We start from the raw sequence: 21638 nt of genomic DNA on the forward strand, positions 1-21638 counted from the left end.
GATGTCGTCGCTCGTCGGACGACCCGGCGGCGGTCGGCGGGCAGCATCGCGGTATGCCTCGGATCCCACCCAGCGCCCGCAAGGGGCTGCTCACCCTGCACCTGGTCACCTCGCTGGGCTGGCTCGGCGCCGACCTGGTGCTGCTCACTCTCGGCATCGCCGTGCAGCGTGGTGCCGACCCTGCGGTGCTCTACCCGGTCGGCGCGCTGGTCGGCACCGTCCTGTTCGCGCCGCTGAGCGTCCTGGTCTGGCTCATCGGTGTCGCCAGCTCGCTGCTCACCCCGTGGGGCCTGCTGCGCTACCGGTGGGTGGTGGTCAAGCTGGTGCTCACCACGGTGATGGTCGGGCTGGTGCTGTTCCTGCTCACCCCGAATCTGCGGCACGCCGGAGCGGTGGGCGCCGCCCTGCCCACACGGGACCGTGCCGACCTGGTGATCGCCCCCGCGGTGTCGACCAGCCTGATGATCATTGCGACGGTGCTGTCCACGTACAAGCCGTGGGGACGGCGTCCCGCCGCGCGGCCCGCCCTGGCGGGCCGCGCCCGCAACCGGTGACCCCACTGCCGTCCCGCGCTCGGGTCAGGCTGGGGGCGGCGGGTCGCCGGTGCGGTCGAGGGCAGCGCCGAGGCGGGTGGCCAGGGCGAGGTGGGCGGCCCGGGCCTGACGGAACGCGTACCGGAACAGCGGGGTCGGCGCGGTCAGGGTGATGTCGACGTCGATCCGGGTCAGGCCGTCCGGCTCGGGGCGCAGCCGGGTGTGGTTACGCACGGTGGTGGCCGGCCACTGGCGGGCCACCATGACGATCTCGTCGTCCTCGCTGATCAGGACGTCCGCGTGGTAGGTGGTCCGGAAGCGCAGCGGGCCGGCAGCCAGCCGGTCGTTGATCGTGTAGCTGGCCTGCGCACCGGGTCGGGGCGGCAGTCGGCGGACCCGGACGATCAACGGGTGCAGCTCACCCTGCCGGGTCAGGTCGCTGAGCAGCGCCGCCGCCTCGGCCGGCGAACACCGGGCCTGCACGGTGTAGCTGAAGGTATCGCTGCTGAGCACACCGTCTCCCGCCGTCGATGGTCGCACGATCGTCCCGTACCGATGTCTGGCTGGCAATGTCCGAGGGCCGGCCCGGGCCGGCCCGATGACACGCCCAGTCACCGGTTGGCGCATTAAGGTCGTTCAGTGAGGAATCACCCGACCGTGCTGGAGGCGGACATCATGAACGGCGACGATCCGGTGAGCGGGCACGTGATGGTCTTCGCGCCCACTCCACAGCTGACGGTGACCGTTGACCAGCCGAACGACCACCCCGAGCTGCACCTGCACCCCGGCGGGCAGGGCGTCTGGCAGGCCCGGATGGTGATGTCGCTCGGTGTCGAGGTGGTGCTCTGCGCCGCCCTCGGCGGCGAGATCGGCCAGGTGCTGGAGCCGCTGCTGGTCAGTGAGGGCGTGGACCTCAAGACGGTGGCCCGTGATTCCGGCAGCGGCGGGTACGTGCACGACCGCCGGGACGGCTCCCGGCAGGAGATCGCCGACGTGCCCGGTCAGCCGCTGAGCCGACACGAACTCGACGAGCTGTACAACCTGGCCCTCGGCGAGGGCCTGTCTGCCGCGGTGAGCATCCTCAGCGGGCCGAACGAGCCGTGGCTCGTGCCTGCCGACCTGTACCGACGCTTCGCCGCCGACCTCAGCGCCAACGGCGGTCGAGTGGTGGTCGACCTCTCCGGCGGTCACCTCGGCTCGGCGCTGGAGGGCGGCGTCTTCTTCCTCAAGGTGAGCCACGAGGAGCTGATCCGCGACGGCCGCGCCCGCAGCGACGACATCGTGGAACTGACCCGGGCCATGTACGAGCTGCACGCGGCCGGCGCCGAGACGGTGGTGGTGAGCCGGGCCGACCAGCCGGCGCTCGCGCTCATCGACGGGGAGCTGTTCGAAGTCGAGATGCCCCGGTTGGAGGCCGCCGACCCGCGCGGCGCGGGCGACTCGATGACCGCCGGGGTGGCCGCCGTCGTGGCCGGCGGCGGGGACATCCGGACCGCCATCCGGACCGGGGCCGCGGCCGGCGCGCTGAACGTCACCCGGCACGGCCTGGGCACCGGACGACTGGACTCGATCACCGGCCTGGTGGAACGGGTCCGACTGGTGCCGGCGGACAGCCGGCAGCAGGAGCGGACCACCCCGGACGAGCTGGCCGACCGGGCGGTCGACCGATGACCCTGCGGGTGCTGATCACAAACGACGACGGGATCGCCGCGCCGGGCATCCAGGCACTGGCCTGGGCTGCTCGGCAGCGGGGCCTGGACGTGGTGGTCGCCGCACCGCTGGAGGAGGCGAGCGGCACCAGCGCCGCGATGAGCGCCATGGAACGGGACGGACGGGTGGTCGTGAACGACCACCCGCTGCCCGACCTGGAGGGCGTGCCGGCGTACGGGGTCGGCGGCTCACCGGGCTTCATCACGCTGATCGCCCTGCACGGCGCGTTCGGTCCGCCGCCATCGGTGGTGCTCTCCGGCATCAACCGTGGCGCCAACGCCGGCCGGGCCGTGTTGCACTCCGGGACGGTGGGGGCCGCGTTCACCGCCGCCACGAACGGGTGCCGGGCGATGGCGGTCTCCCTGGACGTGCTCTCCGCGGGCGAGGCGACGGCGGCGAGCGGTGGCGCGGCGGTGGACGCGGCCGCCCGGGTACGCGACGCCGAGCGGCACTGGAGCACCGCGGCGCGGGTCGCCCTGGACCTGCTCCCCCGGTTGACGTCCGCACCGATGGAGAGCGTGCTCAACGTGAACGCCCCGGACCTGCCGCACGGACGACTGCGCGGGGTGCGGCGAGGCACGCTGGCCAGCTTCGGTCAGGTGCAGATGACGGTGGCCGAATCCGGCCACGGCTTCGTCCGCACGTCGCTGGAGGAGCCGGGGCAGGCCGCCCAGCCGGGCACCGACGTGGCGTTGCTGGCCGCCGGGTATGCCTCGGTGACGGCCATCCGGGCGGTCACCGAAGCAACCGACATCGACCTGACCGGGCTGGACGAGCAGCCCTGACCGGAATGCCCGGTGTGCTCAGGCGCCGGGCAGCACTTCGGGGGTGGCGGCACCGGCGAAGTAGGGCTCCGGGGCGCCGAACAGGCCGAGCAGACCGGTCACCCAGAGCTGTCGGTGCACGAACCGGCTCGGCTGCGTGACCACCAGCTTGACGTCGCTGACCTCGGCCGTCTGGAAGCCGGCGACCATGGCGCTGATGCCGACGGAGTCGATGAAGGTGACCAGCCTCATGTTCAGCTCGATGCGGAGTGGGCGGCCCTTGGCCAGCACCTCCGCGATCGCCTCGCGCACCTCGTACGCGGTGTCCACGTCGATCTCGCCCCGCGGGGCGATCTCCACAACACCACCGGACAGAACCGACTTCACGATCGACAGGCTCACGCGAGCACCTCCACCCGCCCGTCCCCCGGGCGCCTCATCAGTACGCGGGCCGCGACCGACAGTATTCCTCCGACGGCCTCGGTCGCCACCCCTCGGGATGAGTAATTCGCGGATCCGGACCCACAAAGCCGCCCATATCCGTACTTTTCAGTATCTGATTACTCAACACTTTTCGTTATCTGACCCTCGGCGACCAGTCCGGACCGACGCGCCGCGGACAAGGGTGGCCGCCCGGACCCGACAGGCCCGACAACCGGCCCACCACGTACGCCCGCCCGTGTGCCACCGGCGTGTCGCCCGCGAACGCCCGCCCCGATCGGCACCCGTGGTTGCCGATGCGCCCTAGCATCGAGCCGGGACACCCACCGTGACGGAGAGGACCTTCGATGATCAAGCGACTTGCGGGGCTGGCTGGCGTCGGCGTCTTGCTCGCCCTCGTACTGGCCTGCGGTTTCGGCGGTGGAGGCGACGATGACGACGATGACGACGACTTCGCCCGGGGCGTCGCCGTGACAGTGGTGCGCTGAGTTTCCTCCGAGCCAGGGCCGGCCGGGTTTGCGCTCGGGCGGCCCTGGGCACTGCGGGGTAGGCGAACCGTGACGCGCTGAACAGACGCCGAAGTCCGAAGTGGCCGGCGGCTTCGGCACCCGAGGAGGTAACCACGATGTTCGGAACCAACCTGCTGGACCGCCGCAGCAAGCCGGAGCGGATCGCGGACCAGGCCTGGGAGCACCTGCTCTCGGCCGTGAGCTCCGCCGGAGACAGTGTGCGGGACACCGCCCGGTCGGCCCGTCGCAACAGCGGCGACCTTGCCGATGGCGCGGGTGACCTGGTGGGCTCCGCCGCCGAGGAGGCACGTCGACGTGCCTCGCTGGCCTTCGACGCGCTCGCCGGCCGCCAGCCGGCACTGCCCTGGACGCTGCTGATCGGTGCCGCGCTCGTGGGCGCGGCGGTCGGCTGGGCCGTCGGGTCCGCCGCGCGGGCCGCCGGCAGCCACGACGACCGTGCCGTCGACGACGTGGAGTTCGTCGACGTCGACCGCCCCAACTCCCCCGCGGTCTGATCACCCGCTCTCCCCGCGCCACCACGGGCCCCACTCGACCACGGTCGAGCGGGGCCCAAGCCATCCCCCAACCCCCACCCCCCCCACTGCGTCGATCATGGAGTTGTGGTGGTGGACAAAGGTGGCGAGAAGCAGCACTTCGCCCACCACAAGTCCATGATCGACGCCGATGGGCGGGCGGGGGCCGGTCCGCCGGGTGCCGGACCCCTCAGGCCGCCGGCGGACCGGTGCTCGGGTGGTGGGGCGCATGGGGGCTGCTGGGTGGGTGCTGTTCCTCTCGGGCGGAGCCCCGGGGGACGGGGTCGACCGCACGTGAACGCCGCGGCCCGGGGGACGGGCACAGCGACGGGGACGGGAAGAGCTGCCCTCGCTCCACCACCCGACGCGAACGGCTCCCGCAATCGAGGAACGCCACTACCGTAACTGAAGACGGCTCGCTTTGGAAGCGCTCCCATGGCGGAAATCCGGCCGTCCCGGAACAGCACAACCGGGCCGTCACCCCTTCCGGGCGAGGATGGTTCACCCGGAGCAGCGGCAGGATCGGACGACGGCGGACCTCCCGGCCGCGACCGCCGCCCGGTCCGCCGACAGAGCACGGGAGGAGGGGCAGATGGCCATCGCGGAGATCAGCCGAACCGACCAGGACATCCAGTCCGCCGTACTCGACGAGCTGACCTGGGAACCGCGGGTGCAGCCGCACGAGATCGGCGTGACCGTCGCCGAGGGCGTCGTCACGCTGACCGGACGAGTGGACAGCTACGCCAAGAAGTGGGCCGCCGAGCGAGCCACGCACCGGGTCGCCCGGGTCCGGGCGGTCGCCAACGACGTGGCCGTGCAACTGGACAGCGGCTCCGAGCGCGCCGATCCCGACCTGGCCGCCGCCGCCAGCCACGCGCTGGAATGGGACGCCTTCGTGCCCATCGAGAAGCTCCAGGTCACCGTCTCGGCCGGCTGGGTGACGCTGCACGGCGACGTCGAGTGGGAGTACCAGCGCCGGGCCTCCGAACGGGCGGTCAGCCGGCTGACCGGCGTACGCGGGGTGAGCAACGGCATCACCGTCCGTCCGGCCGCCCCACCCGACGGCCGGGATCTGGCCGAGCGGATCGTCGACGCCCTCGCCCGGGCCGGCGCGACCGAGGCCGAACGGATCAGCGTCCGGGTGCACGGCGACACGGCGGTGCTCGCCGGTCTGGTGCACTCGATGCCGGAGCGGGCCGAGGTGGAGCAGGTGGCCTGGTCCGCGCCCGGCATCCGCGAGGTGCAGAACCACATCGCGGTCGCCCCGGTGCTGCGCTGAGCGGACGCGGGCGCCCGCTCAGCGGGCGCTGAACGGGCGTGGAACCACCCGGGGTGGGTGAGTCCGTCTCACCCACCCCGGGAGCAGGCTGGGGGCATGAGTGATCCGAACGGGCTGATCCAACCGGGCCGCCCCGCGCCCGGTTTCACCCTGCCGGCCACCCCGGACGGGGCCCTCGTCGGCCCTGAGCAGTTCCGTGGCCGGCCGGTCGTGCTCGCCTTCTACCCCGCTGACTGGAGCCCGGTCTGCGGTGACCAGATGTCCCTCTACCAGTCGGCGGCGCCTGTCTTCGCCCAGTACCGGGCAGCGGTGCTCGGCATCTCGGTGGACAGCATCTGGTCGCACCGGGCCTTCGCCGAGAGCCGGGGCATCGAGTTCCCGCTACTGGCCGACTTCGAGCCCAAGGGCGAGGTGGCCCGCCGCTACGGCGCGTACATGTCGAACGGTGAGGCGGCCCGCGCGCTCGTGGTGCTGGACCCGGCGGGGACGGTGACCTGGAGCTACCTCTCCCCGCCCGACGTCAACCCGGGCGCGGACGGCATCTTCGACGCGCTGGACCAACTCGCCGCCGATCGGAAGGTGATGGCCGGATGACCACGCCACTTCAGGTCACCGCCCGGCTTCGGGACCCGGTGACGACCGATGACCACATCCGCGGCCCGGCCGACGCGTCGGTGACCATCGTCGAGTACGGCGACTTCCAGTGCCAGTTCTGCGGTGCCGCTTACCCGAACCTGCACGAGTTGCTGCGGCAGCGGGCCGACACCGTGCGGTTGGTCTACCGGTACTTCCCGATCGCCAACATGCACCCGTACGCGGAACGCGCCGCCGAGACGGCCGAGGCCGCCGGGGTCCGGGGCCGGTTCTGGGAGATGCACGACTGGCTCTACGAGCACCAGGACCAACTCGACCCGGTGCACCTCTCGCTCGGTGTCGAGCAGGTCGGGTTGCCGCCGGACGAGTTGAACGCCGAGGTGGAGGGCCGCAGTCACGCGGACCGGGTGCGTCGGGACTTCGTCGGCGGCATCCGCAGCGGGGTGAACGGCACCCCCACCCTGTTCGTCAACGGCGTTCGGCACGACGGTGGTTACGACCTGCCCGACCTGCTGGCGGCAGTCGACGCCGCCGGCAACGCCTGACCGCCGACCGCTGAGAACCGTCGACCTGCTCAGATCAGCCGCAACTCGCGCGCCCGCCGGACCGCCTCGCGCCGGCGGGTCGCGTCGAGTTTGCGGTAGATGTTGCGGACGTGGGTCTTCACCGTGTTGACCGAGAGCGACAGTTCGCTGGCGATCTCCACGTTGGACAGGATGCTCTGCAGGTAGCGCAGGATGGTCAGCTCCCGCTCGGTGAGCGGCTCGTCGAGCGTGTCCCTCGGCTCGACGGCGGGCCGGGCGGTGCTCCTGCCGGCCCCTCGCACCAGGTCGCTGACCAGCGCGAAGTGCGCGGTGCCGGCGTCCAGGTGGGCGGCCAGCAGGTCCCGCACGGGTGGTTCGGCGCGGGTGAAGACCCGTCGACAGCCCTGCGGCCCGGCCAGGTCCAGCACCTGCTCCAGGATCCGGCCCGCCCGCCGCCCGTCGCCGGCCCGCTCGGCCAGCAGGGCGTCCAGCAGCCCCGCGTCGAGGCGTACCGGCAGGGGCCAGGAGGTGGCCGCTGGTGACTGCCAGCCCGGCAGGGCGCGTCCTGCGGCAGCGGCGTCACCGGCCAGCAGCTCCACCTTCGCCGCCGCGACCGCGAGGACGGGTTCGCTCGCGCCGACCAACAGGTCGCGGGCGGCGTCCAGGTCACCCCGCTCGGCGCGCAGTTCGGCCTCGGCGGCCCGCAGCAGGCCGGCCAGCTCGGTCGCGGACGGCCGGTCGGCCAGCGCCTCCCGGGCCCGGACGAGCAGTCGTTGCCCGGCTGCCGGGTCGCCGGAGTCGCGGTGCAGCTTTGCCCGGCACAGCGCGGCCACCGTCGCCGCTACCGGTTCGTCGGCAGCGGCGGCCGGCCAGTCGTCGCCCGCATCCGTCTCGAGGCCGGCGATCCAGCCGCCGACGATGCCGAGGGCCGGGCCGGCGAGAGCAAGGTTGGCGGCAGCCTCCTCAGGCTGGTCGCGGAGCTGCGCCACCAGGGCCAACGCCAGGTACGCGTAGGCGCAGTCGAGCCGACAGGACCAGCCCCGACAGGGTGGCATGCCCAGCGCGTCCCGAGCCGCCTGCTCGGCCGCCCGCAGCTCGCCGCGCACCGCGAGCAGCAGCGCAGCACGGCTGGCGCCGACCAACTCGGTACGCGGACGGCCGGCCTCGCGCGCCGCCGCCCGGGCCCGGACGAACCGGGCGGTCGGGAGTGCGCCGTCGGCCAACTCGACCAGCCCGAGGGCGGTGCCGGTGAACGCTCTCAGGTCCGCGTCGTCGGCCGCGCCTCCCCCACCGGCCGTCGGGGCGGAGCTGGCCGCTCCGGTCGGCGCGGAGTCCGGCACCCGGGTCGGCGTGGCGCCCGCAGGGCGGGTCCGCAACAGTCGGGCGGCGGCGGCCCGGACCTCCGCCGGGTCGTCGGAGAGGCGTGCCACGCTCACTTCCAGCGCGGTGACCAGGCGTAGGAACCGGTCCCGCCGCGGCACGGGCAGGCCAGCGGCATGGTCAGCGGCCGAGCGCAGGTGGCTGCTGGCGGCCGGCAGATCACCGGCGTACGCGCGCTCGGCGGCGCAGGCCAACGCCACCTCCGGGTCGGCGCGGATCACCTCCGCCGGCGGGGTCATGGGGGCGGGGGCGTGCACGGGGTCCCGGTCGTACCGGGTCAGTTCCGGCCAGCGCGCGACGAACAGGTCGCCGGCCAGGTCCCACCGGCCGGCGGCCAGCGCGTGCCGCAGACCGTCGGCCGGCCGCCCGTCGCCCGCGTACCAGTCGGCGGCCCGTGCGTGCAGGTCACGCAGTTCGTCGGGGGGCAACCGGGCCAGGTCGGCGCGGAGCAGGTCGGCGAGCAGGGGCTCACAGCGGTACCAGGGTGGGCGGGTGTCCTCGCGGTGCAGCAGGCCACCGGTCCCGGCCAGGGCGGCCAGCACCTGTGCGGCGTCGGCCCGGCCGGTCAGCGCCTCGGCCAGGTCGGCGCAGACGGTGTCGACGATGGCGGTCCGGCGCAGCAGATCCTCCTCGGCCGGGTCGAGTGCGGGGAGCACCTCCTCGTGCAGGTAGCCGGCGATCTCCGGCTGGTCACCGCCGAACTGCCCCACCCAGCGCTCCGGGTCGGGCTGCCCGCGCACCGCCAGCGCGGCGATGCGCAGCGCGGCCGGCCAGCCCCCGGTCCGGTCGCGCAGCTGGTGCACGGCGGCTGCCGGCAGCGCGGCGGCGTGCGCGGTGAGCAGGTCGGCCACCTCGTCGTCGGTGAACGCCAGCTCGTCCGGGCCGATCTCGGTCAGCTCGCCGGCGAGGCGTAGCCGGTGCAGGGGCAGGTGCAACCCGGCCCGCGCGCCGATCACCAGGCGCAGCCGCTGCTCGGCATGTCGCAGCAGGAACTCCAGGCCGGTCAGCGCCGCCGGGTCGGCGACCCGGTGCAGGTCGTCCAGGACCAGCAGCACCGGCCGGTCAGCGGCGGCGAGCGTGGCGGCCAGCACCTCCAGTTGCTCCGGGCGCGGTGGCCGGTCCGGCAGCGGGCCGTCCTCCGCCGACCCGGTCGCCGACCGCAGGGCCGCCGCGAGGTACGCCCAGAGCCGGTCGCCGTCGTCGCCCACCTCCACGGACAGCCACGCCGGGACCGGGCGGGCCTCGGGTGGCACCGACAGGTTGCCGGAGTCGGGCACGACCGCACCCGGCTCGACGTCGGGCTCAGCACCGCCCAGCCGTACCCAGGAGGCGAGCAGCGTGGTCTTGCCCCAGCCGGCGGGAGCAGCGATCAGGGTGACCGGCCCGGCACTGCCCTCGTCCAACCGGCGCAGCAGTCGGGGCCGGGCCACCACCGGCTCCGGCGGCACGGCCGGAGTCAGCCGGGACGCCAGCAGCGGAGACTCCGCCGGGCGCCCCGGTGCCGTATCGACCTGTCGTGCGGTTTCGACCCGTACGCGATTCCGCTGTTCCGGCACCCAGCCCCACCCCCACCACGCGCTCCGCCCCCGGTCGGCGAGCGGTTACCCGGCGGGGGCCGGTTCACCCCTTCCGGGCGAGCACGCTTCACCCGGCCGGGACCGACGATCGGGGGACGTGGACCGCGAGGACGGGTGGGGACGAATGGGACGGCTGGCGCGGGCGGGACCCGCCCTCGGCAGCGCGGCGCTGACCGGGGCGGCGCGGTTGCTGCGCGTACCCCGGCGGCGCGGCCGGACCGGCGCGGACGGCGACCCTGGCGCGCCGGCCCGGTGGCAGGTGGTGACTGTCGACCGGCCTCCGGAGCAGGTGCTCCCCGATGGCCGCTGGCCCGAACCGCTGCGCCGCCTCGGCGGCGCGGTCGAGGTGCGGGTGCGGCCGGCGCCCGGCGACCGGGGCACGGAGCTGGCGGCCCGGCCGCTGCCCGGCGGCACCCCGCCCCCCGGGCTCGCCGCGCACCTGGTCGGTGACGACCCGGGCCTGCTGGTGCGCCGCACCCTGCGCCAGGTCAAGCAACGGGTGGAAGCCGGCGAGGTGCTGCGCGCGGACCGGTCGGCGCTGGACCGCCGCGAGGTGCACGGGTGAGGGCGCTGTGCTGGGTCGCCGCCGACGAGGTGGCGGTACGCGAGGTGAGCGACCCGGAGCTGCGCAACGAGCGTGACGTGATCGTCCGGGTTCGTCGCAGCACCACCTGCGGCGGTGACCTGCCGCTGCTGGCCGGACGGGATCCGCTGCTGCGGGCCGGTGACGTGCTCGGGGCCGAGTTCCTGGGCGAGGTGGTCGAGGTCGGGCCCGCCGTCCGCCGGCACCGCACCGGCGACCGGGTGGTCGTCGGCGCGAGCGTCGCCTGCGGCGGCTGCTGGTACTGCCGTCAGGGCCTGCACTCCTGCTGCGACAACAGCAGCGTCGACCTGGCGAGCGCCGACCCCGACCAGGGACGGGACGCCGGCGGTTTCGGCCGGCCCCGGGCGGCAGGCGGCTTCGCGGGCGGTCACGCCGAGTACGTGCGGGTGCCGTACGCCGACGTGGGCGCGTTTCCGGTGCCGGACGCCGTCGACGACGACCGGGCGTTGTTCGCCGCCGACGCGGCACCGGCCGGCTGGTCGGCGGCTGAGCTGGGTGCGGTGCGCCCCGGCGACGTGGTGGCGATCTGGGGCGCCGGAGCGGTGGGCCAGTTGACCGCCTGGGCGGCGGTGCGGCGCGGTGCCGCCCAGGTGCTGGTGGTGGACCGCTACAAGGAGCGGTTGCGGATGGCGGAGCGGCACTGTGGCGCGGAGCCGCTGGACTATCGCCACACCGACGTCGCGGCGGAGCTGCGTGACCGCAGCGGCGGACGCGGGCCGGACGTGTGCGTGGTGGCGGTCGGCTGGTCGGCGGCCGGTCGCTTCGGTGGCCGCACCGCCGACCACCCGGACGCCCTGCGGGAGGCCGTGTACGCCTGCCGCAAGAGCGGTGTGGTGGTGGTGCTCGGCGAGGCGGCCGGTTTCGTCGACGCGTTTCCGCTGGGCACGGTGACCGACCGGCGGCTCACGCTGCGCGGGGCCCGGCGGCCGGACCTGCGGGACGTGCCGATGCTGCTGGACCGGATGGCCCGCGACGAGCTGCGCACCGAGCAGCTGGCCACCCACCGGCTGCCGCTGGAGCAGGGCCCGCAGGGGTACGCGCTGTTCCGGGACCGGGCCGACGGATGCGTACGGGCCGTGTTCACGCCGTGACGGCCCTTTCGTGATCTGCCATCGGGCAGCGCGAATGGCAGACTCTGGGGATGGCTGGGGAGCGAACGTACGACGTGGTGCTGTTCGGGGCGACCGGGTTCACCGGGGGCCTGACCGCTGAATACCTGGCCCGGCACGCGCCGCCGGGGCTGCGCTGGGCGCTGGCCGGGCGAGACCCAGGCCGCCTCGCCTCCGTCCGGGACCGGTTGGCCGCGATCGACCCGACGTTGACCGACCTTCCGCTGCTCACCGCCGACGTGACCGACGCGGCCTCGCTGCGCGCCGTCGCGGAGAGCGCCCGGGTGGTGGCCAGCACTGTCGGCCCGTTCATCCACCACGGGGAGCCGCTGGTCGCCGCCTGCGCCAGGGCCGGCACCGACTACCTGGACATCACGGGTGAGCCGGAGTTCGTCGACCTGATGTACGTGCGCCACCACGCCGAGGCGGCCCGCACCGGCGCGCGACTGGTGCACGCCTGCGGGTTCGACTCCATCCCGCACGACCTGGGCGTCTGGTTCACCGTCAAGCAGCTGCCCGCCGACGTGCCGATCACCGTGGACGGTTACGTGCGCGCCGGTGGCCGGTTCTCCGCCGGCACCTACCACTCGGCGCTCACCGCGTTCTCCCGTACCGGGCAGGCCAGCCAGGCCGCCCGGGACCGCCGGGCGGTCGAGCCGCGCCCCACCGACCGCCGGGTGCGGGCGGTGCCCGGCCGGCTGGGCCGCTCGGCGGAGCTGCGCATCTGGACAGTGCCGCTGCCGACCATCGACCCGCAGGTGGTCCGCCGCTCGGCGGCGGCCCGCCCGGAGTACGGCCCGGACTTCCGTTACCGGCACTTCGCGGCCGTGAAGCGGCTGCCCACAGTGCTGGCCGGCGCAGTCGGGCTCGGAGCGGTGGTCGGGCTGGTGAAGCTGCCGCCCAGCCGACGGTGGCTGCTCGGCCGGCTCGCGTCCGGGCAGGGGCCCACCGCCGAGCAACGGGCGGCGTCCTGGTTCCGGGTCCGGTTCGTGGGCACCGGCGGCGGGCAGCGGGTGGTCACCGAGGTGGCTGGCGGCGACCCCGGTTACGACGAGACGGCGAAGATGCTCGGCGAGTCGGCGCTGTGCCTGGCGCTCGACGAGCTGCCCCGGACCGCCGGTCAGGTCACCCCGGTCGCCGCGATGGGTGACGCGCTGCTCGACCGGCTCGTCCGGGCCGGGCTCACCTTCCGGGTGCTCAAGGATGAGGCGGCGGAGCACTCGGCTTGACCCTCGACCGGGTCGAGGGGGCAGGATGCCCAGCGTGAGCGACCTGCACAGCATCGGTGAGCTGGCGAGGGCCAGTGGCCTGACCGTCAGCGCCCTGCGTTTCTACGACTCGGCGGGGGTGCTGGAACCGGCCCTGGTCGACCCGGTGACCGGCTACCGCTGGTACACCGATGAGCAGATCGCCCCGGCCCGGCTGGTGGCCGGGCTGCGCCGGATCGGCATGCCGGTGCCGGAGATCGCCGCTGCGGTCCGCGCCGAGCCGGCTGCGGTGCACCGGTTGCTCGACACGCACCTGCGCCGGTTGGTCGACGGGCTGGCCGACGCCCGTCGGGAGGTGACCCGGCTCCGGGCGCTGGTCGACCCGGCCCAGCCGAGCACCACCACGCTGCTGCTCTCCCCCGCCGACCTGGCCGCCGCGCTCGACGCGGTGCGCTTCGCCGTCGGCGCGGACCCGGAGATGCCGATGCTCTGCGGCGTGCTGCTCGACGTTGAGCCCGACGGTGTCCGACTCGTCGCCACCGACCGGTACCGGCTCGCGTTGGCCCGCTCCCGGGCCGACGTCGACGGTCCTCCGGTGCGGGTGTTCGTCCCCGTGGCCCTCGTCGACCAGCTCCGGCCGCTGCTCGACGCCGCCGACGCCTGGCCGGTGTCGTTGACAGTGGCGGGCGCGGACCTGCGGGTGCTGGTGTCGGACCGGACGTTGACCGGCACCGCCCTGCCGTACGACTTCCCGGACTACCGCCGGTTGCTGCGCAAGGCCGTCGGCGAGCGGCCCACCGCGCGCCGGATCACTGTCGACGTGGCCACGCTGCGCGCCGCGTTGGCCGACCCGGCGGCCCCCACCGTCGCCCGCGACGACGACGGCACGGCCCGGGAGGTCACCGTGCTCGGCGTCGACGACCAGGGCGGTCTTCGGCTGCTCCCCGCCGCCGACCTGGACAGCGACGCGCTGCGGGTCGGGGTGGACGGTCGCTACCTGCTGGACGCGTTGAACGCGGCCGGCGCGCCGCAACTGGTGCTGGAGCTGGACGGGCCGATCTCCCCGCTGGCCCTACGCCGACCGGACGACGCGGACACCTACTCGGTGCTCATGCCGATCCGGCTCTGAGCCGGCGGCCAGCAATCCCCGTCCCGCGAGGAAAAGCCCGCGACGGTAGCATCTGGTGGTTCACCTGTGAACCCCGGACGGAGGCGTACAGAGCAGCATGCTCGACATGGAGTTGATCCGGAAGGATCGCGAGGCGGTGGCGACCGCGCTGGCGAAGCGTCTGGATCCCGCCGAGGTCACCAGTGCCCTGGACGAGATTCAGCGGCTCGACCAGGAACGACGCGCCCTGATCACGGAGATCGACGCCGAACGGCAACGCCGCAAGGCGGAGGCCCGGGCGTACGCGCAGGCCAAGCGCGCCGGCGAGGAGCCGCAGGCCGCCGCGCCGGAGGCCGAGCGTAAGCAGCTCGCCGAGCTGGAGTCCCAGCTGGACGAGGTGCAGGCCCGGCTGCGCGACGCGATGAGTGAGCTGCCCAACCTGCCCAGCGACGACGTCGTGGCCGGCGGCAAGGAAGCCAACCGGGTCGTGAAGACCTTCGGCGAGCCGCCGGTGATCGAGAAGGTCCGCGACCACGTCGAGCTGAGCCGCGCGCTGGGCCTGGTCGACTACGAGCGGGGGGTCAAGCTCGGTGGGTCCGGTTTCTGGATCTACACCGGCGTCGGTGCCCGGCTGGAGTGGGCGCTGCTCAACTACTTCGTCGACCAGCACATCAAGGCCGGTTACGAGTTCCTGCTCCCGCCGCACCTCCTGCTGGACTCGGCCGGCTTCGCCGCCGGCCAGTTCCCCAAGTTCTACGACGACGTCTACCACCTGGACTCGGCGTCCGCCCCGCGCGGGCAGTTCCTGCTGCCCACGTCGGAGACGGCGATCCTCGGTGCGTACCAGGACGAGATCCTGGAGACCCCGAAGCTGCCGCTGAAGGCCTTCGCGTACACGCCGTGCTACCGGCGGGAGTCGGCCGGCTCGCACTCCGACGAGCGCGGCACGGTGCGCGGGCACCAGTTCAACAAGGTGGAGATCTTCCAGTTCACCCTGCCGGAGCAGGCCGACGCCGCTCTGGATGAGATGCTCGCCCACGCCGAGAGCCTGGTCGAGGGGCTGGGCCTGCACTACCAGCGCACGCTGCTCTCCGCCGGTGACGCCAGCGCCTCGATGAAGAAGACCCTCGACATCGAGGTGTGGATGCCGAGCACCGGCAAGTACAAGGAGGTGTCGTCGGTTTCCTGGGCCGGCGACTACCAGGCCCGTCGGGCGGCCATCCGCTACCGGGAGCCGGGCGGCAAGCAGACGCGCTTCGTGCACACCCTCAACGGCTCGGCGCTGGCCACGAGCCGGCTCTTCCCGGCCATCCTGGAGCAGAACCAGCAGGCCGACGGCTCGGTGCTGATCCCGAAGGTCCTCCAGGACCGCCTGGGCACCGACCGTCTGACCCCGCGCTAGCCGGTCCGTTCGACGGGGGCCGGGTCCGCCCCGCGCCCCCGTCGACGCATCCAGGCGCCCAGCGCGGCGAGCAGGGCGAGAGCGGCCAGCAGCACTGGTGGGCCGACGGCGTCGAGAGCGTCGGCCAGGGCGTGCTGCACCTCCGACGCCACCCGGATCACCGGGTCCCGCAGGGCGTCGCGGCGGCCGGCCGCCAGCCGTAGCTCGTACCAGCCGTACCAGGCGACGTAACCACCGGCGAGCAGCAGCATCAGGCCACTGAGCCGGGGCACGAGCGCGCCGGCGACGCGCAGCCGCGCCACCAGGCCGTCGCGCACCAGCGCCACGCCGAGCGCGGCGACCGCGACGACCAGACCCATCCCGAGGGCGTACGCGCCGAAGAGCGCCACCCCCTGGCCGGTCGAGCCGGCCTGGAGGCTGGTCACCACGATGGCCAGGAACGGCGCGATGGCACAGCCGAGCGACGCGAGCGCGTACGCCGCACCGAACAGGACCATCGACGGCCAGGAACGGGTCAGCCGGGGCGCTCGGGTCGACCAGCCCGGGGAGGGCAGTCGCCGTCCGGCGAGCAGCCAGCAGCCCGCCACCGCCAGCAGCACGCCGAGCGTCACGGTCAGCCAGGGCAGCCGGGGTCGCAGCCAGCCGGCCAGCGGCGCGAGCGCCAGCCCGAACGCGCCGAAGACCAGCACGTACCCCACTGTCAGCCCGGCCGCTGCGGTGAGCGCGCGGCCGACCGCGCCGCGGGCGTCCGACGCACCGGCGACCAACAGCGAGAGGTACGCGGGCAGCAACGCGAAGCCGCACGGGTTGACCGCGCCGAGCATGCCGGCGGTCAGCGCGAGCAGCAGTGCGGCGGTCACGCCCCGGCCAGGGCGGCGACGCGGGCGGTGAGCGCCTCACCGTCGAGGAAGCCCTGGTGGACCACTGTGCCGTTCCGGTCGATGATCACGAAGATGCTCTGTTCGGTCACCTTGAACCGCTTCCAGAGCGCGCCCTTGCGGTCCTCGATCTGCGGCGTCCCGGCGAGGTCGAACTCGGTGACGAACTCCTTCATGGCGCGTTGCTCGCCCAGCCCCGCGACGCCGATGATCGGCACGGTGTCCCGGTATCGGGGCGCGACCTCGGCGACAGTCCAGGCCTGGCTGGCGCAGGTGGCGCACCACGGCGCCCAGAACCACAGGACCACCGGCTTGCCGGCGAGCTGCGCGGCGTCGAACGCGGCGCCGGTGAGGGTGGTGCCGGTGAAGCGCAGGATGTCCGGGACCTGCGCCGGGGCTGCGGGTGGCCCGCCGGCCGGCGTACCGGTCGGTGTGGTCGCCGTACCGGTCGAGGCCGGGGCCGATCCGGCGACGGCGGGGCCACCCGGCGCGGTGCCGGTGCAGGCAGCAGCGCCGGACAGGGCCACGACGAGTGTCCCGGCGGTGGCGGCGCGGCGTAGATGCCCGGCCGCCGTCCATGCCATGCCACTGGGCATCCGCTTCTCCGTTCCGGTCAGGAAGGGACCCTTCCCGACGCTCATCAGGCGTTGACTGGGTGCCCTTCCCTACTCGGCCTTGGCGAGGCGCAGAGCCAGCTCCGGGCACACCTTGACGGCCTTCAGCGCGCCCTCGCGCAGCCAGGTCGGCACGGGGGTGGGCGGGAAGGCGGGGTATCCGTTCGCGTCGAGCCGGATGAAGTCCGGTACGACATGCGCGCAGAGGCCGTGCCCGTCGCAGCGCGACCAGTCCAGGGTGAGCTTCTGCGGGTTCTCGTCGGGTGCGCCCGGCAGCCCCATCACGCCCTTGACCCGCCGCCCACAGCCGTCGCCGGTGCTGTGCAGCCGCAGGTCCTCGGCGAAGACCTCGATCGCGGAGAGCGCGAACCGGGCGGTGCCGTCCGGGTGGCTGCACGCGCCCCGGCCCTTCACCTCGCCGGCGGCGGCTCGCACCACGTCCGCCGGTTGGCTGCCGGCCACGGCCAGGTCCACGGCGCGGGCCAGGTCCGGCAGGCCCATCTTGCACGGCCCGCACTGGCCGGCGGACTCCCCGGCCAGGTAGCGCACCACCTGGGCGGCCTCACCGAGCGGGCAGGTGTCGACGCCGAGCGGGATGATGATGCCCGCGCCGAGGGTGCCGCCTACCGCAGCCAGGCCCTTGCGGGAGACCTCGGCCGTCTCCGCCGCCTCCGGGGTGATCCACTTGCCGTGGTAGCCGCCCATCAGGATGCCCTGAATCTCCGGCACCTCGCACAGGTCGAGGACGTCGCGCAGCGGCATGCCGGCGGTGCACTCGACCACTGCCGGCCGGCCCGCCGCGCCGGTCACGGTGAGCAGCACGGTGCCCGGCTCGTCGTCGGTGCCGAGGGCCGCGTACTCGTACGGGCCGAGTCGGGCGCCGACGGCGAGCTGGGCGTACGTCTCGGCGTTGGAGAGCAGGGTGGGCAGGCCGCTGACCCCGGAGTCGCTGGAGCGCTTCTTGGTGCCGGGCGGGATGTGCGGCAGCCCGTTGATCCCGTTGACCAGTGCGCCGCCCTCACCGGAGATGAACCGGTGCGGCACTGTGACGATTGTCGTCTGCACCGGCATCCGGCGCTCTTCGAGCGCATCCATCAGCGAGTCCCGGCCGACCCCGTCGTCCGCCACGCCGATCACGATCTCGTCGGCGTCCAGCGCGTACGCGGCCAGCGCCGCCCCGTCCAGGATCAGGTGCGGCGCGCGGGTCAGCAGCACCTTGTCCTTCCAGCTGGCCGGCTCCCCCTCGGTGGCGTTGACCACCACCACGGCGGCGAGGTCCTGCCGCTCGCAGGACTCCAGCACCGCGCGCAGTTTGCGGGCGAACGGGAAACCCGCTCCGCCCTTGCCCTTGAGCTGCATGCCCTCGGCAAGCCGGAGCAGCTGCGCCGGCTCCATCGGGCCGATCGGTCCGTGCACCTCCTCGTGCGCGAGCAGGTCGAGTCGGCCGTACTCGGCGAAGCCGGCGGTGAGCCGGGGTTCGCCCACACAGGCGACCGGTGGTACGGCGGTACGCATCACTTCGCCTCACCTCGCAGCCCGGCCCAGTACGCCCCGTCCACCGCGTCGGCGCTGGCCTTGCGGCGCTTGGCGGACCGGCCTTCGCCGGCCGTCCGGCGCGCGCGCCGGGAGGCCAGGTCGACCAGGGTCGGGGTGTCGTCGACCGGCGGCGGCACCTCGTCCGGTACGTACCGGGCTGGCGGGCGCCAGTAGTCCGGCTCGTCCGCCAGGTCCTCGTCGGCGCTGTGCCAGCCGCTGTCACTGCGCGGCGTCGCGGAGATCGGGCTGCTGGAGATCGGGCCGGCGGAGATCGGCTCGGCGGCCTGCCACCGGCGCGGGCTGTCCCACGGCTCCTCGGGCTCGACCGTCGGCGGGGCCGAGTACCGGCTGCCGTCGTCCTCGCTGCGGGACCGGCGGCTGGACCGTTCGACGACCGGGTCCTCGGCGCGTCGCCGGCCGGTCGGAACGTCCTCGTCCCGGGTACGCGAGCCGCGACGCCGGGCCACCGGCTCCAGCTCTTCCTCGTCGCGCCGGCGGGTGTCGGTCTCCTCGACGCCGCGGCGGGTCGACCGGCGGGTCGTGGGCTCCACCTCGTCGCGCCGGCCGCGGGAGCGTTCGGTGTCGCGGCGGGCCACCGGCTCCTCCTCCCGTCGACGTCGGCTCGGCCGGGTCGGCTCGACGAGGGAACCGGGCTCGGGCACCACGGGGACGGTGAACCGTTCGGGGTCACGTCGCGCGGCCGGCGCGGCCCAGGTGGCGGTGGTGGTCTCCGCCCAGGCGGGACGCTTGTCGGCGGCCTTGCTGCGCCGACCCAACCCGGCCAGCAGCGATCGGGCGGTCTTCGCCTCCTCGGCCCGGCCTACCATCACCGCGTTGCGCACCGCGGCCTGGTGCTGTTCGCGGCTGCGCCGACCGATGGTGACCGAGAACCGGACCAGCAGGGCAAGCACCACCAGCAAAATGCAGCCGAGGTAGCTGAACATCACCCAGGGCGCTGCGGCCCGACCGGCGTTGAGGCCGTGAAAGACAGCGAACGGCCAGGCCAGGTACGCGGTGGAGTGCAGCGTGCGCCACAGCCACTTCGGACCGACGCCCGCGAAGCGGGCCCGGATGATTCCGGTCCAGATCACGCTGACCATGAGCAGGGCGGCCACCGTGCCGAGCCCGACGTAGAGCCCTCGGCCGCCGACGAAGGGCACCACCGCGTCGGTCGCCGCCGCCCGGCCCGTGGCGATCTTGGTGAGGACGTGGAAGCCGAGCCCGGCCACGCCCAGCACACCGGTGGCCCGGTGCGCCGACTGCATCAGCACCCGGTGCGAGATGCGCAGCACCAACCGGTCGGTGGCGAGCAGACCGAGCATCACGGTGAGGCTCAACGCCACCAGGGAGATCACCCCGGCGAAGAACTCGGTGAAGAAGAAGCCGTAGGCGTACGCCTTCTGGCCGGCGCCGGTCAGCATGACCGCAGCCCAGAGCGCGGCGAGCACCGACGCGATCAGCATGGCTGTCGCCGACCGCGACCGGGTCCGCACCCCCCGACTGCTGGCGCTGGTCCGGACGGTCGCCGCCTTCTTGTCCTGCTGTGCCCGGGCCATCTGCTCCTCGATCGTCTCGCGGCGGCGTACCACCGGCCGACCCCTGCTCCCCCATCCAGTACGGACGGTGGGGGCGCGCGGATCACCCGCTGCCAAAAATTTCTGGGGCGGGATCGAACCGACTGCCGCCAACGTGCGTTGCGCACGCTCACCCGCGCGGGTCGTTGCAGTGACGACCGTCCATGCATTGACAGCGGCTGCAACAGGCTTGTAATCTTTCGGAAATTTTCAGCATGGGTTGCAAGATTCCGACAACCCAGCATTTCCCGCCGCGCCCCCACCCCCACCCCCACCCCCGCCCTGCGTTCGTCAGGAGTCCTCGATGCACCGACGTCGACGCGGCTCGGCGATCCTCGCCCTCGGCCTGGTCGCCAGCCTGCTTCTCCCCGCCACCGCGCCGGCATCACCGGCCGTCGCCGCCCCGTCCGGCTCCAAGAAGGTCATCGTCCAGCTCTTCGAGTGGAACTGGCCCTCGGTGGCCAGCGAGTGCCAGAGCACGCTCGGCCCGAAGGGCTACGGCTACGTGCAGGTCTCGCCCCCACAGGAACACGTACGGGGCAACCAGTGGTGGCTGGCGTACCAGCCGGTCAGCTACCGGATCGAGTCCCGCAAGGGCACCCGGGCCCAGTTCCAGTCGATGGTGAACACCTGCCACGCGGCCGGGGTCAAGGTGCTCGTCGACGCGGTGATCAACCACATGTCCGGTCAGGACAACGGCGGCACCGGCTGGGCCGGCTCGTCCTTCTCGCACTACGACTACCCGGGCATCTACCAGACCCAGGACTTCCACCACTGCGGTCGCAACGGCGGCGACGACATCGCCAACTACAACGACCGGTACGAGGTGCAGAACTGCGAGCTGGTCAACCTGTCGGACCTCAAGACCGAGTCGGAGTACGTGCGCACGAAGATCGCCTCGTACCTCAACGACCTGCTCTCCCTCGGTGTGGACGGTTTCCGACTGGACGCCAGCAAGCACATGCCGGCCGCCGACATCGCCGCGATCAGGGGCAAGCTCTCCCGCTCGGCGTACATCGTGCAGGAGGTCATCTATGGTGCCGGCGAGCCGGTCCAGCCGACCGAGTACACCGGCAACGGTGACGTGCACGAGTTCCGCTACGGCAAGGACCTGGCCCGGGTGTTCCGCTCGGAGCGGTTGGCGTACCTGCGCAACTTCGGCGAGGGCTGGGGGCACCTGCCCACCGGAAAGGCCTCGGTGTTCGTCGACAACCACGACACCCAGCGCGACTCGGGTGGGGTGCTGACCTACAAGGATCGGGGCATCTACTCCCTGGCGAACGCGTTCATGCTGGCCTGGCCGTACGGCTCGCCGACCGTGATGTCCAGCTACACCTTCAGCAACCGGGACGCCGGCCCACCCTCGGACGGCGCCAACAAGACGCTCAACGCCACCTGCTACTCGGGCTGGGAGTGTGAACACCGCTGGCCGGTGATCGCCAACATGGTGGGCTTCCGCAACGCCACCGAGGGCGCCGGCGTGGCCAACTGGTACGACAACGGCAACAACCACATCGCGTTCAGCCGCAGCGGCAAGGGCTTCATCACCGTCAACGACGAGGACTCCGCTGTGAACGGCCGCTCCTACTACACCGGGCTGCCCGCCGGTCGGTACTGCGACGTCATCCACGGCACGTACGCGGGCGGCACGTGCAGCGGACCGGTGATCACGGTGGACGGTAGCGGCTGGTTCGCGGCCAACGTGCCGGCACACGACGCCGTGGCGATCCACATCGGCGCACGGGTCTGACGCACCGCCGG

Annotated in this window: 21 protein-coding genes; 14 read left to right on the plus strand and 7 right to left on the minus strand. The window is 73.4% G+C overall.

Annotation, left to right across the window (positions count from 1 at the left end; genetic code table 11):
* Nucleotides 1–53: 53 nt before the first annotated feature.
* Nucleotides 54–554 carry a hypothetical protein gene (locus CLT68_RS31290; protein WP_099856333.1) on the plus strand — a complete coding sequence of 167 codons (501 nt, stop codon included), beginning with the start codon at nucleotides 54–56 and terminating at the stop codon, nucleotides 552–554.
* Between the two features lie 24 nt (nucleotides 555–578).
* Here the strand turns inward: CLT68_RS31290 and CLT68_RS31295 are convergent, their stop codons facing one another.
* Complete coding sequence (locus tag CLT68_RS31295; protein ID WP_088949579.1) at nucleotides 579–1046, minus strand: SRPBCC family protein; 468 nt, start codon at nucleotides 1044–1046, stop codon at nucleotides 579–581.
* Between the two features lie 195 nt (nucleotides 1047–1241).
* Between CLT68_RS31295 and CLT68_RS31300 the strand changes: the two genes are divergently transcribed.
* Together CLT68_RS31300 and surE are read left to right on the plus strand one after the other, a co-directional pair.
* Nucleotides 1242–2204 carry a PfkB family carbohydrate kinase gene (locus CLT68_RS31300; protein WP_099857849.1) on the plus strand — a complete coding sequence of 321 codons (963 nt, stop codon included), beginning with the start codon at nucleotides 1242–1244 and terminating at the stop codon, nucleotides 2202–2204.
* Entirely contained in the window at nucleotides 2201–3028 is an 828-nt protein-coding gene (gene surE / locus CLT68_RS31305) for a 5'/3'-nucleotidase SurE (RefSeq protein ID WP_099856335.1), read from the plus strand. The genes CLT68_RS31300 and surE overlap by 4 nt, the downstream gene beginning before the upstream one ends.
* An 18-nt stretch (nucleotides 3029–3046) precedes the next feature.
* Here the strand turns inward: surE and CLT68_RS31310 are convergent, their stop codons facing one another.
* Nucleotides 3047–3409, minus strand: coding sequence for an STAS domain-containing protein (locus CLT68_RS31310; protein ID WP_088949581.1), 363 nt, complete (start codon nucleotides 3407–3409; stop codon nucleotides 3047–3049).
* 386 nt (nucleotides 3410–3795) lie between these two features.
* Between CLT68_RS31310 and CLT68_RS33010 the strand changes: the two genes are divergently transcribed.
* From CLT68_RS33010 to CLT68_RS31330, 5 genes are all read left to right on the plus strand, one after another.
* Nucleotides 3796–3936 carry a hypothetical protein gene (locus CLT68_RS33010; protein WP_157744063.1) on the plus strand — a complete coding sequence of 47 codons (141 nt, stop codon included), beginning with the start codon at nucleotides 3796–3798 and terminating at the stop codon, nucleotides 3934–3936.
* 137 nt (nucleotides 3937–4073) lie between these two features.
* On the plus strand, nucleotides 4074–4472 hold the full coding sequence (locus CLT68_RS31315) for a hypothetical protein (RefSeq protein ID WP_088949582.1): 399 nt from the start codon (nucleotides 4074–4076) through the stop codon (nucleotides 4470–4472).
* A 610-nt stretch (nucleotides 4473–5082) separates the two neighbouring features.
* On the plus strand, nucleotides 5083–5769 hold the full coding sequence (locus tag CLT68_RS31320) for a BON domain-containing protein (RefSeq protein WP_099857851.1): 687 nt from the start codon (nucleotides 5083–5085) through the stop codon (nucleotides 5767–5769).
* Between the two features lie 96 nt (nucleotides 5770–5865).
* Nucleotides 5866–6363 carry a redoxin domain-containing protein gene (locus CLT68_RS31325; protein WP_099856337.1) on the plus strand — a complete coding sequence of 166 codons (498 nt, stop codon included), beginning with the start codon at nucleotides 5866–5868 and terminating at the stop codon, nucleotides 6361–6363.
* Entirely contained in the window at nucleotides 6360–6908 is a 549-nt protein-coding gene (locus CLT68_RS31330; protein WP_088949584.1) for a DsbA family protein, read from the plus strand. The genes CLT68_RS31325 and CLT68_RS31330 overlap by 4 nt, the downstream gene beginning before the upstream one ends.
* Before the next feature lie 29 nt (nucleotides 6909–6937).
* Here the strand turns inward: CLT68_RS31330 and CLT68_RS31335 are convergent, their stop codons facing one another.
* On the minus strand, nucleotides 6938–9823 hold the full coding sequence (locus CLT68_RS31335) for a winged helix-turn-helix domain-containing protein (RefSeq protein WP_099856339.1): 2886 nt from the start codon (nucleotides 9821–9823) through the stop codon (nucleotides 6938–6940).
* Between the two features lie 145 nt (nucleotides 9824–9968).
* Here CLT68_RS31335 and CLT68_RS31340 point away from each other — a divergent pair, with 145 nt between their 5' ends.
* From CLT68_RS31340 to serS, 5 genes are all read left to right on the plus strand, one after another.
* A complete protein-coding gene (locus tag CLT68_RS31340) occupies nucleotides 9969–10409 on the plus strand; it encodes a hypothetical protein (protein WP_088949586.1) in 441 nt (146 codons plus the stop codon).
* The gene (locus tag CLT68_RS31345; RefSeq protein ID WP_099856341.1) at nucleotides 10406–11539 is read left to right on the plus strand and encodes an alcohol dehydrogenase catalytic domain-containing protein; all 1134 of its coding nucleotides are present in this window, start codon (nucleotides 10406–10408) and stop codon (nucleotides 11537–11539) included. The genes CLT68_RS31340 and CLT68_RS31345 overlap by 4 nt, the downstream gene beginning before the upstream one ends.
* Before the next feature lie 50 nt (nucleotides 11540–11589).
* A complete protein-coding gene (locus tag CLT68_RS31350; protein ID WP_099856343.1) occupies nucleotides 11590–12786 on the plus strand; it encodes a saccharopine dehydrogenase NADP-binding domain-containing protein in 1197 nt (398 codons plus the stop codon).
* Nucleotides 12787–12829: 43 nt separating this feature from the next.
* Nucleotides 12830–13894, plus strand: coding sequence for a DNA polymerase III subunit beta family protein (locus tag CLT68_RS31355; RefSeq protein WP_486482471.1), 1065 nt, complete (start codon nucleotides 12830–12832; stop codon nucleotides 13892–13894).
* A 97-nt stretch (nucleotides 13895–13991) separates the two neighbouring features.
* Nucleotides 13992–15275 carry a serine--tRNA ligase gene (gene serS / locus CLT68_RS31360; RefSeq protein ID WP_099856347.1) on the plus strand — a complete coding sequence of 428 codons (1284 nt, stop codon included), beginning with the start codon at nucleotides 13992–13994 and terminating at the stop codon, nucleotides 15273–15275.
* Here the strand turns inward: serS and CLT68_RS31365 are convergent.
* Genes CLT68_RS31365 through CLT68_RS31380 form a run of 4 tightly spaced genes read right to left on the minus strand, consistent with a single transcriptional unit; the run spans nucleotide 15272 to nucleotide 19892 of the window.
* Entirely contained in the window at nucleotides 15272–16135 is an 864-nt protein-coding gene (locus CLT68_RS31365; RefSeq protein ID WP_099856349.1) for a cytochrome c biogenesis protein CcdA, read from the minus strand. The two genes, serS and CLT68_RS31365, sit on opposite strands and share 4 nt — an antisense overlap.
* Nucleotides 16132–16794 carry a TlpA family protein disulfide reductase gene (locus CLT68_RS31370; protein ID WP_486482391.1) on the minus strand — a complete coding sequence of 221 codons (663 nt, stop codon included), beginning with the start codon at nucleotides 16792–16794 and terminating at the stop codon, nucleotides 16132–16134. The genes CLT68_RS31365 and CLT68_RS31370 overlap by 4 nt, the downstream gene beginning before the upstream one ends.
* Nucleotides 16795–16818: 24 nt before the next feature.
* Nucleotides 16819–18282, minus strand: coding sequence for an NADH-quinone oxidoreductase subunit NuoF family protein (locus CLT68_RS31375; protein WP_172862083.1), 1464 nt, complete (start codon nucleotides 18280–18282; stop codon nucleotides 16819–16821).
* On the minus strand, nucleotides 18282–19892 hold the full coding sequence (locus tag CLT68_RS31380) for a ferric reductase-like transmembrane domain-containing protein (protein WP_486482392.1): 1611 nt from the start codon (nucleotides 19890–19892) through the stop codon (nucleotides 18282–18284). Before CLT68_RS31380 ends, CLT68_RS31375 begins: the two co-directional genes overlap by 1 nt.
* 289 nt (nucleotides 19893–20181) lie before the next feature.
* Here CLT68_RS31380 and CLT68_RS31385 point away from each other — a divergent pair, with 289 nt between their 5' ends.
* Entirely contained in the window at nucleotides 20182–21627 is a 1446-nt protein-coding gene (locus tag CLT68_RS31385; RefSeq protein WP_099856353.1) for an alpha-amylase, read from the plus strand.
* The last annotated feature ends 11 nt before the right edge of the window (nucleotides 21628–21638 follow it).

It is taken from the genome of Micromonospora sp. CNZ299 (assembly GCF_002754415.1).